We start from the raw sequence: 12,651 nt of genomic DNA, 5'->3' as shown, positions 1-12,651 counted from the left end.
CATCAAGCCATCAGGCAGCCAGACGCTTTTCGATGGCAGCCTTGGTGTCCAGCAGGGCCTGTGGCAGGTGGTAGGCCAGTTGTTCGAAGTGCGTCGTGTGCAGCTTGAGCTCTTCGGCCCAGGCGGCCTTGTCGATGCTGGTCACGGTGTTGAACTGGGCAGCGCTGAAATCCAGGCCGGTCCAGTTGATCTCGGCGTAGGCCGGGGCCACGCCGAACATGGTCTGCTCGCCCGTGGCCTTGCCTTCCAGGCGGTCGATCATCCACTTGAGCACGCGCATGTTCTCGCCGTAGCCGGGCCATACGAACTTGCCGGCCTCGTCCTTGCGGAACCAGTTGGTGGTGTAGATGCGCGGCAGCGTGGCACCCGATGCGGCCAGCTTCTCGCCCAGCGTCAGCCAGTGCTGGAAGTAATCGCTCATGTTGTAGCCCATGAAGGGCAGCATCGCGAACGGGTCGCGGCGCACCACGCCCTGCTGGCCCGCAGCGGCAGCAGTCGTTTCGGAGCCCATGGTGGCTGCCATGTAGACGCCTTCGGTCCAGTTGCGCGCCTCGGTCACCAGCGGCACGGTGGTCGAGCGGCGGCCGCCGAAGATGAAGGCGTCGATCTTCACGCCCTTGGGGTCGTCCCAGGCGGCGTCGAGCGCGGGGTTGTTGGTGGCGGCCACCGTGAAGCGGGCGTTGGGGTGCGCGGCCTTGGCACCGGTCTGTTTCGCGATCTCGGGCGTCCAGTCGTTGCCTTGCCAGTCGATCAGGTGGGCGGGCAGGCCGCCGGTGTCCTTTTCCATGCCTTCCCACCACACATCGCCGTCATCGGTCAGGGCGACGTTGGTGAAGATCACGTCCTTGTCCAGGCTGGCCATGCAGTTGGGGTTGGTCAGCGTGTTGGTGCCGGGGGCCACGCCGAAGTAGCCGGCCTCGGGGTTGATGGCGCGCAGGCTGCCATCGGCCTGGGGCTTGATCCAGGCGATGTCGTCGCCGATGGTAGTGACCTTCCAGCCGTCGAAGGCATCCGGCGGCACCAGCATCGAGAAGTTGGTCTTGCCGCAGGCGCTCGGAAAGGCGGCGGCCACGTGGTACTTTTGGCCTTCGGGGTTGGTAACGCCCAGGATCAGCATGTGCTCGGCCAGCCAACCCTGGTCACGGCCCATGGTGGAGGCGATGCGCAGCGCAAAGCACTTCTTGCCCAGCAGTGCGTTGCCGCCGTAGCCCGAGCCGTAGCTCCAGATCTCGCGCGTCTCGGGGTAGTGCACGATGTACTTGGTCTTGTTGCAGGGCCACTTCACGTCCTGCTGGCCGGCGGCCAGGGGCGCGCCCACGGTGTGCACGCAGGGCACGAAGTCGCCGTCCACGCCCAGCACGTCGTACACGGCCTTGCCCATGCGGGTCATGATCTTCATGTTGACGGCCACATAGGGGCTGTCCGACAGCTCGATGCCGATGTGGGCGATGGGCGAGCCCAGCGGGCCCATGCTGAAGGGCACCACGTACATGGTGCGGCCCTTCATGCAGCCGTCGAACAGGGGCTGCAGCGTGGCGCGCATCTCGGCCGGAGCCATCCAGTTGTTGGTAGGGCCGGCGTCTTCCTTGGCGGCCGAGCAGATGTAGGTGCGGTCTTCCACGCGGGCCACGTCGGTCGGGTCCGAGCAGGCCAGGAAGCTGCCGGGGCGCTTGGCGGGGTTGAGCTTCTTGAAGGTGCCGGCATCGACCAGTTGCTGGCACAGGCGGTCGTACTCTTGCTGGCTGCCATCGCACCAGTAAATGCTGTCGGGCTTGCACAGGGCGGCCATGTCTGCCACCCAGGCGATCAGCCGGGCATTCTTGACGTGCGAAGGGGCGTTGAGATTCAGGCCCTGCATGGTGGGTGCGTTCATCGGGAGCTTCCTAAGTTGAAAAACAGTCTTTTCAAAGGAAGCGTCCCGGGACCCGGGGCGAAAGGCCTGGCGCAGGTGCGGATGCTGAGCGCTGCCTTTGAAAAAACGGCTTTCTTGCTCAGTCGGCGGGCGGCGCAGGTCATCCCCACGGGGTGGAGGACGGATTCCACGGATTCCGCGGGTCGGCTGGGATGTCGATTTTATGAATCTACCGCCCGCTTGTCTGTAAGACAGGGCCTAAATCCATGCAAAAATTGCATGGGGTTATGTCTTCCAAATGGCCGCTTCAGGCGCCAGTCGAGCCTACCCAGCGCTCGTGGCCGGCCTTGCGCAGGGCGCAGGCCGGGCAGGTGCCGCAGCCGTAGCCCCAGGCATGGCGCTCGCCGCGCACGCCGTGGTAGCAGGTGTGCGACTCCTCAAGCACCACGTCCACCAGCGCCTGGCCGCCCAGGTCCTTCGCCATTTGCCAGGTTTCGGCCTTGTCCAGCCACATCAGCGGGGTCTCGAAGGTGAAGCGCTGGCCCATGCCCAGCGACACGGCCACCTGCAGTGCCTTCAGCGTGTCGTCGCGGCAGTCGGGGTAGCCCGAGAAATCCGTCTCGCACATGCCGCCCACCAGGGTGTGCAGCCCGCGCCGGTAGCCCACGGCGGCGGCCAGGTTGAAGAACAGCAGGTTGCGCCCGGGCACGAAGGTGTTGGGCAGGCCGGCGGCGGTCATCTGGATCTCGGTCTCGCTGGTCAGTGCCGTGTCGCTGATGCGGCCCAGCACGGCGAGGTCGAGCATGTGGTCTTCGCCGAGCCGGCCAGCCCAATCTGGAAAACGCTCGCGCATGGCTGCCAGCACGGTCTGGCGGGCCGTGAGTTCGATGTGGTGGCGCTGGCCATAGTCGAAACCGACGGTCTCGACATGGACGAAGTGCGTGAGCGCCCAGGCCAGGCAGGTGGTGGAATCCTGTCCACCGGAGAAAAGAACCAATGCGCTTCCGGGTCTCATGGGGCGGCTCCTGGGAGTTGAAGAAAAAAGGACGAAAAAAAGCCCCGCTGCGCGGGGCTTGCCATGGGGCGTGTGGGGCGCTCCGTGGCGTTCAGGCCATGTTCACGGCGATGAACGCCAGCAAAAACATCATGATGCCGCCCACCACGGGCAGCACGATGGGCATCAGCGGCACCACGTTTTCCACGGCGTCGGCCGGATGTTCTTCAGGGGCGTGCGGGGTGTTGTGGTCGGACATGGCAGGGCTCCAGATGCTTAAAACTTGCGCAATTCTAGCCGGTGTGGGGAAAAGGGCCCAACCTCATCAGATCAGCACGGCTTCCATGCCCCCATCGTGCAGGTGTTGCAGCACCTCTTCGATATGGGCCTTTCCCCGCGTCTGCAGCACCAGTTCAATCTCCACGTTCTGTGCAGCCAGCATGGTGAAGGCGCGCTGGTGGTGCACCTCCTCGATGTTGGCGCCCGTGTCGGCCACCATGGCCGTGATGCGCGCCAGCACCCCCGGGATGTCGCGCGCGCTGACCTTGATGCGTGCCAGCCGGCCCGAGCGCACCATGCCGCGCTCGATGATGGCCGCCAACAGCAGTGGGTCGATATTGCCCCCGCACAGCACCAGCCCCACCTTCTTGCCCTTGAAGCGCTCGGGATAGCGCACCAGTGCCGCCAGGCCGGCGGCGCCTGCGCCCTCGACCAGGGTCTTTTCGATCTCCAGCAGCATCAGCACCGCCTGCTCGATGTCGCCTTCGTCCACCAGCACCAGGTCGTCCACCAGGCGCCGGATGATCTCCTGCGTGATCTTGCCGGGCGTGCCCACGGCAATGCCTTCAGCGATGGTCGAGGTGCCCTGCGGGTGCTGCGTGCCCTGGATGGCGTTGACCATGGCCGGGAAGCGCGAGGTCTGCACGCCGATGATCTCGATGTCCGGGCGGATTGCCTTGGCCGCCGTGGCCACGCCCGAGATCAGGCCGCCGCCGCCCACGGCGATCACCAGCGTGTCGAGGTCGGGCACGGCCGCCAGCATCTCCAGCCCCAGCGTGCCCTGGCCGGCGGCCACGGCCTCGTCGTCGTAGGGGTGCACGAAGGTCAGGCTGCGTTGCTCGGCCAGCTGGTAGGCATGGGCCCGCGCTTCTTCGAGTGTGTCGCCGTGCAGCACGACCTCGGCACCGAAGCCGCGCGTGCGCTGCACCTTCACGCCCGGGGTGAAGCGCGGCATCACGATCACCGCATGCAGCCCCAGGCGCTGCGCGTGGTAGGCCACCCCCTGGGCATGGTTGCCGGCGCTCATGGCGATCACGCCGCGTGCCTGTTCTTCAGCGCTCAGCTGCACCAGCTTGTTGCAGGCCCCGCGCTCCTTGAAGGAGGCGGTGAACTGCAGGTTCTCGAACTTGAGGAACACCTGGGCGCCCACGATCTGCGAGAGCGTCTTGGACTCGACGCACGGGGTGTCGAGCACGTGGCCCTGGACGCGGGCGGCGGCGGCTTGGATGTCTTGGAGGGTCAGCATGGGTGCCATTGTGGCGCGCCGGGGGCCCTTTGTGCGATGGCGGCGCTGCCTTTTCATGCACGCCCTCACCCGCCAGCAAGCGCCCTCAGCGCGTGAAGAAGCGCAGCGGCACCATCACCAACGGAGGGAACAGCGTGAGCAGCAGCAGCACCGCGGTCTGCGCCAGCAGGTAGGGCATGACGGCGCGGATCACCGGCTCCATGCGCTCGCGCGCCACCCCGCAGACGACGTTGAGCACCGTACCCACCGGCGGGGTGATCAGGCCGATGGCGTTGTTCATGATGAACAGCACGCCGAAGTACACCGGGTCGATGCCGGCCATGCGCACCACCGGCATCAGCACGGGCACCAGGATCAGGATGGTGGGCGCGAAGTCGAGCGCCGTGCCCACGGTGAAGACCAGCGCCATGATCACCAGCATCAGCAGCACCGGGCTGCCCACCAGGGGCTGCAGCATGTCGGCCACCACCATCGGGATGTTGGCGGCCGCGATGAGCCAGGCCGAGACCTGCGCCGCAGCCACCAGGAACATCACCACGGCCGAGGTCTTGGCGCTGGCCAGCAGCAGCCCGTAGAGCTGCGACCAGCGTAGCTCGCGGTACACCACGAAGCCCACGAACAGTGCGTAGAAAACGGCCACCACGGCGGCCTCGGTAGGGGTGAAGTAGCCCGCCTTGAGCCCGCCCACGATGAGCAGCGGCAGCAGCAAGGCCCAGAAGCCTGCGATGGTGGCGGACAACCGCTGGCGCAGGGGCATGCGCTCGCCACGCGGCATGTCGTCGCGGTGCGACTGGTAGGCCCAGGTCAGCACCAGGGCCAGCGCCATCATCAGGCCGGGCAAGATGCCGGCAATGAACAGCTGCGTGATGGAGATGTTGCCCACCACGCCGAGCATCACGAAGCCGATGGACGGAGGTATCACGGGCGCGATGATGCCGCCCGACGCGATCAGCCCCGAGGCGCGCGGAATGTCGTAGCCGGCCTTGCGCATCATCGGGATCAGCAGCGCGGCGACGGCCGCCGTGTCGGCAATCGCCGAGCCCGACAGCGAGGCCATGAGCACGCAGGCGAAGATGGCCACATAGCCCAGGCCGCCCTTGAAGTGCCCCACCCAGGCGCCCGCCACATCGACGATGCGCCGCGAGATGCCGCCGGCATTCATGAGCTCGCCGGCGAGCACGAAGAAGGGGATGGCCATCAGCGGAAAGCTGTCGGCCCCGGAGAGCATGTTCTGCGCGATGATCTGCGCGTCGAACATGTCCATGTAGAACATCATGGCCATGCCGCATGCCATGAGCGAGAAGGCGATGGGCACGCCCAGGGCCATGGCGGCCAGCAGCGACAGCACGAAGACGGCGACGACCATGGCGTCAGGCCCCTTCTTCGCTCACGGCGACCAGCGCGCCGGGGCTCACCCGCCCACTCAGCAGTCGAACGATGTTCACCACCGTCATCACCCCGATGGACGCCGCGCACAGGTAGGCCACCGAATACACCACGCCCAGCGAAATGCCGGTCACCAGGCCGGTGTTGGCCATGTTCAGCGCATGCTGCCTGAGCAGGCCCCACAGCAGCACCGCGCAGCAGGCCAGCGTGGTGCACTGCGCCAGCAGCACGGCGGCAAACAAGGCCTTGCCCGAGAGGCGGTGCACCAGCATGTCCATGCCCAGGTGGCCGCCCTCGCGCATCGCCAGAATGGCGCCCAGGAAGATCAGCCAGATGAACATGAAGCGCGACAGCTCCTCGGAGATGTTGATGCCCGAGTCGAACAGGTGGCGCAGCACCACGTTGCCGAACACCATGATGCACATGGCGGCCAGGCACAGCACGACGACCCCCTCCAGCGCCTTGAAATACCAGTGGATGAGTTGCTTCATGGAATGTGGGTGGAAAGAGGGGGCCCGCGTCAGAACGCGAAGATCTTGCCGGGGTTCATGAGGTTGTGCGGGTCCATGGCGTGCTTGATCTGGCGCATCAGTTCCACCGGGGCAGCGCCCAGCTCGTCGAGCAGGAAGCCCTGCTTGTGCAGGCCCACGCCGTGTTCGCCGGTGCAGGTGCCGTCCATGGCCAGGGCGCGCTGCACCAGGCGGGCGTTGAGCGCTTCGGCCTGTTCCACCTCGGCGTGGTTGTCTGCATCCACCAGCATCTGCACATGGAAGTTGCCGTCGCCCACATGGCCGACGATGGGCGCGAGCATGCCCGACTGCTGCAGGTCCTGCGCGGTCTGGCCCACGCATTCGGCCAGGCGCGAGATCGGCACGCAGACATCGGTGACCACCGAGCGGCAGCCCGGGCGCAGCTGCAGCGCGGCGAAGTAGACGTTGTGCCGCGCCTCCCACAGGCGCGTGCGCTCCTCGGGGCTGCTGGCCCACTGGAACCGCGCGCCGCCGCCGTCCAGCGCAAGGGCCTGTACGGTGGCCACCTGCTCCTGCACGCCAGCCGCGCTGCCGTGGAACTCGAAGAACAGATGGGGCTGCTCGGGCAGGTCGGTGCGGCTGTGGCCGTTGAGCGCACGGATGGCGGTGGCGTCGACGAACTCGCAGCGCGCGATCGGCACACCGAGCTGGATGGTCTGCACCACCACCTGCACAGCGGTATCGATGTCGGGAAAGGCGCACACGGCTGCCATCACGCTCTCGGGCAGCGGGTACAGGCGCACCGTGGCCTCGACCACCACGCCCAGCGTGCCTTCGGAGCCCACGAACAGCCGCGTGAGGTCGTAGCCCGCAGCCGATTTGCGCGCGCGCTGGCCGGTCTTCACCACCTCGCCGTCGGCCGTGACCACGGTCAGGTTGAGCACGTTTTCGCGCATGGTGCCGTAGCGCACGGCGTTGGTGCCGCTGGCGCGCGTGGCGCACATGCCCCCGATGGTCGCGTCGGCCCCGGGGTCGATGGGAAAGAACAGGCCCGTGTCGCGCAGTTCCGCGTTGAGCGCCTTGCGCGTCACGCCTGGCTGCACGGTGGCAGTCTGGTCCTCGGGGTGGATGGCGACCACCTGGTCCATCGGCTGCAGGTTCAGCGTCAGCCCGCCGCGCGTGGCCAGGGTGTGGCCTTCGAGCGACGAGCCCGCACCGTAGGGCACCAGCGGCACGCGGTGGTCGCGGCACAGGCGCACGATGGCCAGCACCTCTTCGCGTGTGCGCGCATGGGCCACGGCGTCGGGCGGCATGGCGGAAAAGATCGACTCGTCGCGCCCATGGTGCGCGCGCACCGCCAGGCTGGTGGACAGGCGCGGGCCGAGCAACTGGCCCAATGCTTCGAGGAAGGCGGGCGGCAGGGGCGGGCGGTCGGGCATGTCCATCACTGCGGCTTGGCCGCGCCGCGCGCCTTGGCGATCTCGCTGCGCACCAGGGCCATGAACTCGGGCCCGATCTTCTCCAGGTGCGGCGCAATCGCCGGCGGCACCTTGTCGCGGATGGCCTGCAGGTCGGCTTCGGAGAACTGCGTCACCTGCATGCCCTTGTCCTTCATGCCCTGCAGGGCCGCACCGGCCTCGGCGGCGGTGGTCTTGCGCTGGTAGGCCGTGGCGCTCTTGGCGGCGCTGGTCATCATCTGTTTCTCGTCGGCCGAGAGGTTGTCCCAGTATTTCTTGGACACGGCGAAGATCAGCGGCGAGTAGACGTGGCCCGAGAGCGTCATGTACTTCTGCACTTCGTAGAAGCGCTGGGTGTACATCAGCACGACAGGGTTTTCCTGCCCGTCGAAGGCCTTGGTCTCCAGCGCCACGAACAGCTCGGACCAGGGCAGCGGCGAGGCGTTGGCGCCAATGGCCTTGAACGCATCGAGCGTGAGCGGGTTGGGCTGGGTGCGCAGCTTCAGGCCCTTGAGGTCGTCGAGCTTGTGGACCGGGCGGCGCGAGTTGGTGATATGGCGAAAGCCGTTCTCCCACCAGCCCAGCACGTGGATGCCCACGCCGGCGAGCTTGGTGTTGAGGGTTTGCCCCACGGGCCCATCGAACACCGCGTGGGCCTCGGCCTCGGTGTTGAACAGAAAGGGAACGTCCTGGAACCCGAGCTCCTTGACCTGGCCCAGCAGCGCCAGCGCACTGCCGGTGTAGAACTCCTGCACGCCACCCTGCAGGGCGCCCAGCATCTGCGGGTCGGGCCCCAGGGCCTGGTTGGCGATCACGGTGATCTTCATCTTGCCGCCGGTGGCCTTGTCCATGTCGGCGGCGAACTGCTTGGCCGCCAGGCCGGCTGGGTGGTTGTCGGCCAGACCGTGGCCGAAGCGGGCGGTGCGGGGCTTGGCGTCCTGGGCCTGCACGCCGAGGGCGGCCAGGGCGGTGAGGGTGCCGATGAGGGCAGTGCGCAGCAATCGGTTCAATGGCATGGCAGTCTCCTGGGGGTTGGGCGTTAGGCGGTGGCGGGCTCGAAGGGGAGGGGCGCCGTGGCGGCCACGGCGTGTACGGGGTTGCGCAGCAGGCCGATGCGCTCGATCTGCACCTCGCAGACGTCGCCCGGCCTCATGTACAGGCGGGGCTCGCGGGCGTGGCCGATGCCGGCCGGGGTGCCCGCCACGATCAGGTCGCCCGCTTCGAGCGTGATGGCCTCGCTGATGGTGACGATCAGCGATTCGATGTCGAACACCATGTCATCGGTATTGGCCGACTGCACGGTCTGGCCGTTCAGGCGGGTCTCCAGCAGCAGGCCGCGCGCGCCGGGGGGCAGCTCGTCGGCGGTCACCAGGCAGGGGCCGAAGGCGCCGGTGCCATCGAAGTTCTTGCCCATGGTCCATTGCGGCGTCTTGAACTGGTACTCGCGCACGCTGGCGTCGTTGAAGACCGAATAGCCCAGCACGTGGGCGAGGGCATCCTCCCGCGCGATGCGGCTGCCGCCGGTGCCGATGACCGCGACCAGCTCGCCTTCGAAATCCAGCGAATCCGACAGCGGTGAGTGCAGCAGCGGTGCGCCGTGCGCGATCACGCTGGAGTTGAAGCGCGCGAACAGCGTGGGGTAGGCGGGCTGCACGAAGCCGCTTTCGGCCGTGTGGTCGCGGTAGTTCAGGCCCACGCAGATGATCTTGGCCGGCCGGGCCACGGGCGCCAGCAGCTGCACGGTGGCCAGGTCCACGGCGCCTTGGCGGGCCATGGCGGCGGCTGCGGCGTCGAGCGCTGCACGCCCCTGGCGCAGCAGGTCATCCACATCGCCGGGGTAGGCGCCATGGCCTTCGGTGGTGCCATGCCATTCGCCGGTGGCCGGGTGGCACACGGCCCAGCCGTTGTGGCCGGCCGATTGGAAGCGAAGCAATTTCATCGGGTCTCCTGGTGGCGGCAGCCAAGCACCTCTGGGTCTGACTGCATGGATATATATTTGATCAAATAATCTATTATTATTCTCTTGGTAGATTCCCGCATAAAATAGGCAGGCCATGCAGACCACCCTTCCCAAGCGCACCCAGGCGGAGACCGCCTGCGACCTGATCCGTGCCGAAATCCTCGACGGGCGCCTGCCGCCGGGCGCCAAGCTGAACATCAAGGCCATCGAAGAGCGGCTGGAATTGAGCCTGGGCGCCGTGCGCGAGGCGCTCTCGCGCCTGGGGGCCGAAGGCATGGTGATGGGCGAGTCGCACCGCGGTTACCGCGTGAGCCCGGTGAGCAAGGAAGAGCTGCTGGACCTGACCCGCGCCCGCGTGGAGATGGAGTCCCTGTGCCTGGGCCAGGCCATGGAGCACGGCGATGTGGAGTGGGAGACGCGCATCGTCGCGGCCTCCCACCGCATGGAACGCCTGCAGTCCCTGCCGTCGGAAGCCGAGGCACGCTCCACCATCGCCTGGAACGACGCGCATGGCGAGTTCCACGAGGCGCTGGTCAGCGCCTGCCCCAACCAGTGGCTGCTGCGCATGCGGCACATGCTCTACCGGCAGAGCGAGCGCTACCGCCGCCTTTCGGTGCCGCTGAGCAGCGACCACCGCGATGTGCGCGGCGAGCACCGCCAGATCATGGAGGCGGCCCTGGCACGCGACAAGGCCCGGGCCTTCGCGGCCATCGACACCCATCTGTTCGCTACGGCGCAGATCATCCTGCGCTCGCCGCTGCTGCAGGAAGGCTGAGGCGTAACCCTCGGAATCACAGAGTGTTACGGCCCCTGTCGGGGCTGGGGTGTACCGTTGCAGGTTTACGGAGGTGCGCGCCATCGCCCGTCTGCAGGCTTTCATCCTTTCGTTGACCTTGTCCGCCGCAGTGGTGGCTGCGGCCCCTGCGCATTCCCAGGGCGCCTCGCCGCCGCGCCCTGCCTGGCCGGAGCTGCTGCAGGAGCAGCTCACCCAGTTGGCGGCGCAGAACACCGCCGGCATCGGCGTCTACGTACGCGATCTGGAGAGCGGCATCGCCGTGTCCCATCGCGGCCAAGAGCGCTGGTACCTGGCCTCGACGGTGAAGATCCCGGTGGCGCTGGCAGTGCTGCAGGCCGTGGAGCGCGGCGACTTCACGCTGGAGACCAAACTGCGCGTGCGCGCTTCCGACTACGTGGACGGTGCGGGCCATACCAACTCCAAAGCCGTGGGCGCGGCGCTGAGCATCCGCTACCTCATCGAGCAGATGGTCATCTACAGCGACAACACCGCCAGCGACATGCTGATCGGCCTGGTCGGCATCCGCGCCGTGAATGCCCTGGTCGAGCAGCTCGTGCCCCGGGGCTTCGAGCGCATCACCAGCCTGGCCGACGTGCGCCGCCACGCCTATGGCTACCTGACGCCGCAGGCATCGCACCTGTCGGGCCATGACTTCCTGGTGATCAAGCAGCAGCGCAGCGATGCCGACCGGGTGCAGGTGCTCGCGCGCCTGCTGCGCGTGCCGGCCTCGTCCTTCCTGTTGCCCAGCGTGGGCGATGCCTTCGAGGCCTACTACGCCAGCGGCCTGAACTCGGGCCGCCTTGATGCGTATGCCGACCTGCTGGAGCTGCTGGTCAACGGCAAGGCGCTCCATGCCGAGCACACGCGCTACCTGCTGGGCGTCATGGAGCGGGTGCAGACAGGGGTCTACCGCGTACAGGCCGGCCTGCCGAAAACGGCGCGCTTCGCGCACAAGACCGGCACGCAGCGTGCGCGCACCTGCGACACCGGATTGGTCACTGTCCCACGTCTGGGTCGGGACCAGCGGGTTATCGTGGTCGCATGCACGCGCGGAGAGCTGTCCAGCGCGCGTTCAGACCGTGCCCTCCGCGATGTGGGGGCGGCCCTGTGCAATTCTGGCCTGCTGACCGACGGAAGAACCCATGACCCAGAGTGCCCTCCCGTTGCGCGCGTGGTGCACCGCGCTGATCCTGGCGAGCGCTAGCCTGGCCGCGCAAGGCGCTGCCTGGAGCGACGCGCTGCGCCAGCAGATCGAGAAGATCGACCAAGCCACTCCCGGGCAGCTCGGGGTCTATGTCAAGCGGCTGGACAACGGTGAAGTGCTGTCCTACCAGGCCGACCGGCCCTGGTACCTGGGCTCCTCGGCCAAGCTGCCGGTGGCCATTGCCCTGCTGCAGGAGGTCGAGCAGGGAAAACACAGCCTTGCCGAGCAGGTGACGCTGCAGGACAGCGACAAGGTTGACGGCTCGGGCAACGTGGTCTGGAACAAGGCCGGCACCCGCTACCGCTTGGACGCATTGCTCAAGCGCATGCTGATGGAGAGTGACAACACCGCCGCCAACATGCTGATCCGCACCATCGGCGACGACACGCTCAACCGCCGCGCGCGCGACCTGCTCGGTACCAAGGGCTTCGAGCGCATCACCGATTTCACGCAGGTGCGCTACGACGTGTATGCCGAGTTGCACCCCGGTGCGCGCAAGATGGCCAACATGGACCTGGTGCGCTTGGCCGCGGCACCCATGGGTGACAAGCGAGTGGAGACGCTCGCGCGCACCATCGGCGTGGACAAGGCGGATCTGCGTGTGAAGACCATGGACGAGGCCTACAAGCGCTATTACGCGCGCGGACTCAATTCGGCACCGCTTACATCCTATGGCGGCATGCTGGAGAAGCTGGTCACCGGCAAGTTGCTCTCGCCCGCGCACCAGCAGCGCCTTTTCACCGACCTCAAGTACGCAACCTACGATGCCTATCGGCTTGAAGCCGGCCTGCCGCGCAGCGAGCGCTTCATCCACAAGACGGGCACCCAGTTGCACCGCGCCTGCCACATGGGCGTGGTCAACCCGCAGGACGGCGGCCGTGCCGCCATCGTGCTGGCCACCTGCGCCGAGGACCTGGACGAGCATGGCGAGGCGGGCAAGGCCTTCGAGCAGATCGGCCGGGCCCTCACCCAGACCTTCTTTCCGGGCAAGAAGCCCGGCAGGTAAG

The 12,651-nt window shown here is 67.2% G+C and carries 12 protein-coding genes; 3 read left to right on the top strand and 9 right to left on the bottom strand.

All coding sequences use genetic code 11. The annotated features are described in order from the left end of the window. Positions 1-10: 10 nt before the first annotated feature. The 9 genes from QYL93_RS13530 to QYL93_RS13490 form a co-directional block, all read right to left on the bottom strand. Positions 11-1,873, bottom strand: coding sequence for a phosphoenolpyruvate carboxykinase (GTP) (locus QYL93_RS13530; protein WP_305744116.1), 1,863 nt, complete (start codon positions 1,871-1,873; stop codon positions 11-13). A 286-nt stretch (positions 1,874-2,159) separates the two neighbouring features. Further along, positions 2,160-2,867, bottom strand: a complete 708-nt coding sequence (queC, locus tag QYL93_RS13525; protein ID WP_305744115.1) for a 7-cyano-7-deazaguanine synthase QueC — start codon at positions 2,865-2,867, stop codon at positions 2,160-2,162. A gap of 91 nt (positions 2,868-2,958) precedes the next feature. After that, a complete protein-coding gene (locus QYL93_RS13520; protein ID WP_007860492.1) occupies positions 2,959-3,105 on the bottom strand; it encodes a hypothetical protein in 147 nt (48 codons plus the stop codon). Between the two features lie 66 nt (positions 3,106-3,171). Further along, the gene (locus QYL93_RS13515) at positions 3,172-4,371 is read right to left on the bottom strand and encodes a threonine ammonia-lyase (RefSeq protein WP_305744114.1); all 1,200 of its coding nucleotides are present in this window, start codon (positions 4,369-4,371) and stop codon (positions 3,172-3,174) included. Positions 4,372-4,456: 85 nt separating this feature from the next. Further along, positions 4,457-5,737 (bottom strand): TRAP transporter large permease subunit, encoded by a 1,281-nt coding sequence (locus QYL93_RS13510; RefSeq protein ID WP_305744113.1) that lies wholly within the window; start codon positions 5,735-5,737, stop codon positions 4,457-4,459. A 4-nt stretch (positions 5,738-5,741) separates the two neighbouring features. Then, positions 5,742-6,248 (bottom strand): TRAP transporter small permease, encoded by a 507-nt coding sequence (locus QYL93_RS13505; RefSeq protein ID WP_305744112.1) that lies wholly within the window; start codon positions 6,246-6,248, stop codon positions 5,742-5,744. A gap of 29 nt (positions 6,249-6,277) precedes the next feature. Next, on the bottom strand, positions 6,278-7,666 hold the full coding sequence (locus QYL93_RS13500) for an FAD-binding oxidoreductase (protein WP_305744313.1): 1,389 nt from the start codon (positions 7,664-7,666) through the stop codon (positions 6,278-6,280). A 5-nt stretch (positions 7,667-7,671) separates the two neighbouring features. Then, on the bottom strand, positions 7,672-8,700 hold the full coding sequence (locus QYL93_RS13495) for a TRAP transporter substrate-binding protein (RefSeq protein WP_305744111.1): 1,029 nt from the start codon (positions 8,698-8,700) through the stop codon (positions 7,672-7,674). A 23-nt stretch (positions 8,701-8,723) separates the two neighbouring features. Continuing rightward, positions 8,724-9,623, bottom strand: a complete 900-nt coding sequence (locus QYL93_RS13490) for a fumarylacetoacetate hydrolase family protein (RefSeq protein WP_305744110.1) — start codon at positions 9,621-9,623, stop codon at positions 8,724-8,726. 115 nt (positions 9,624-9,738) lie between these two features. Here QYL93_RS13490 and QYL93_RS13485 point away from each other — a divergent pair, with 115 nt between their 5' ends. The 3 genes from QYL93_RS13485 to QYL93_RS13475 all read left to right on the top strand — a co-directional run bounded on the left by QYL93_RS13485 (position 9,739) and on the right by QYL93_RS13475 (position 12,650). Then, complete coding sequence (locus QYL93_RS13485) at positions 9,739-10,419, top strand: GntR family transcriptional regulator (protein ID WP_305744109.1); 681 nt, start codon at positions 9,739-9,741, stop codon at positions 10,417-10,419. Positions 10,420-10,492: 73 nt separating this feature from the next. Beyond that, the gene (locus QYL93_RS13480) at positions 10,493-11,644 is read left to right on the top strand and encodes a serine hydrolase (protein ID WP_305744108.1); all 1,152 of its coding nucleotides are present in this window, start codon (positions 10,493-10,495) and stop codon (positions 11,642-11,644) included. After that, positions 11,583-12,650, top strand: coding sequence for a serine hydrolase (locus QYL93_RS13475; protein ID WP_305744107.1), 1,068 nt, complete (start codon positions 11,583-11,585; stop codon positions 12,648-12,650). Before QYL93_RS13480 ends, QYL93_RS13475 begins: the two co-directional genes overlap by 62 nt. Position 12,651 lies beyond the last annotated feature (1 nt).

This window comes from Acidovorax sp. A1169 (assembly GCF_030704685.1).
Lineage (GTDB): Bacteria > Pseudomonadota > Gammaproteobacteria > Burkholderiales > Burkholderiaceae_C > Acidovorax.
The sequence above is the reverse complement of the archived record's forward strand: the minus strand, read 5'-3'. Positions and strand labels throughout refer to the sequence as shown.

Coding starts and splice junctions, on each gene's coding strand:
- QYL93_RS13495 (WP_305744111.1), bottom strand. CDS start 8,700: ATGCCATTGAACCGATTGCTGCGCACTGCCCTCATCGGCACCCTCACC.
- QYL93_RS13505 (WP_305744112.1), bottom strand. CDS start 6,248: ATGAAGCAACTCATCCACTGGTATTTCAAGGCGCTGGAGGGGGTCGTC.
- queC (WP_305744115.1), bottom strand. CDS start 2,867: ATGAGACCCGGAAGCGCATTGGTTCTTTTCTCCGGTGGACAGGATTCC.
- QYL93_RS13490 (WP_305744110.1), bottom strand. CDS start 9,623: ATGAAATTGCTTCGCTTCCAATCGGCCGGCCACAACGGCTGGGCCGTG.
- QYL93_RS13520 (WP_007860492.1), bottom strand. CDS start 3,105: ATGTCCGACCACAACACCCCGCACGCCCCTGAAGAACATCCGGCCGAC.
- QYL93_RS13530 (WP_305744116.1), bottom strand. CDS start 1,873: ATGAACGCACCCACCATGCAGGGCCTGAATCTCAACGCCCCTTCGCAC.
- QYL93_RS13515 (WP_305744114.1), bottom strand. CDS start 4,371: ATGCTGACCCTCCAAGACATCCAAGCCGCCGCCGCCCGCGTCCAGGGC.
- QYL93_RS13485 (WP_305744109.1), top strand. CDS start 9,739: ATGCAGACCACCCTTCCCAAGCGCACCCAGGCGGAGACCGCCTGCGAC.
- QYL93_RS13510 (WP_305744113.1), bottom strand. CDS start 5,737: ATGGTCGTCGCCGTCTTCGTGCTGTCGCTGCTGGCCGCCATGGCCCTG.
- QYL93_RS13475 (WP_305744107.1), top strand. CDS start 11,583: ATGACCCAGAGTGCCCTCCCGTTGCGCGCGTGGTGCACCGCGCTGATC.
- QYL93_RS13500 (WP_305744313.1), bottom strand. CDS start 7,666: ATGCCCGACCGCCCGCCCCTGCCGCCCGCCTTCCTCGAAGCATTGGGC.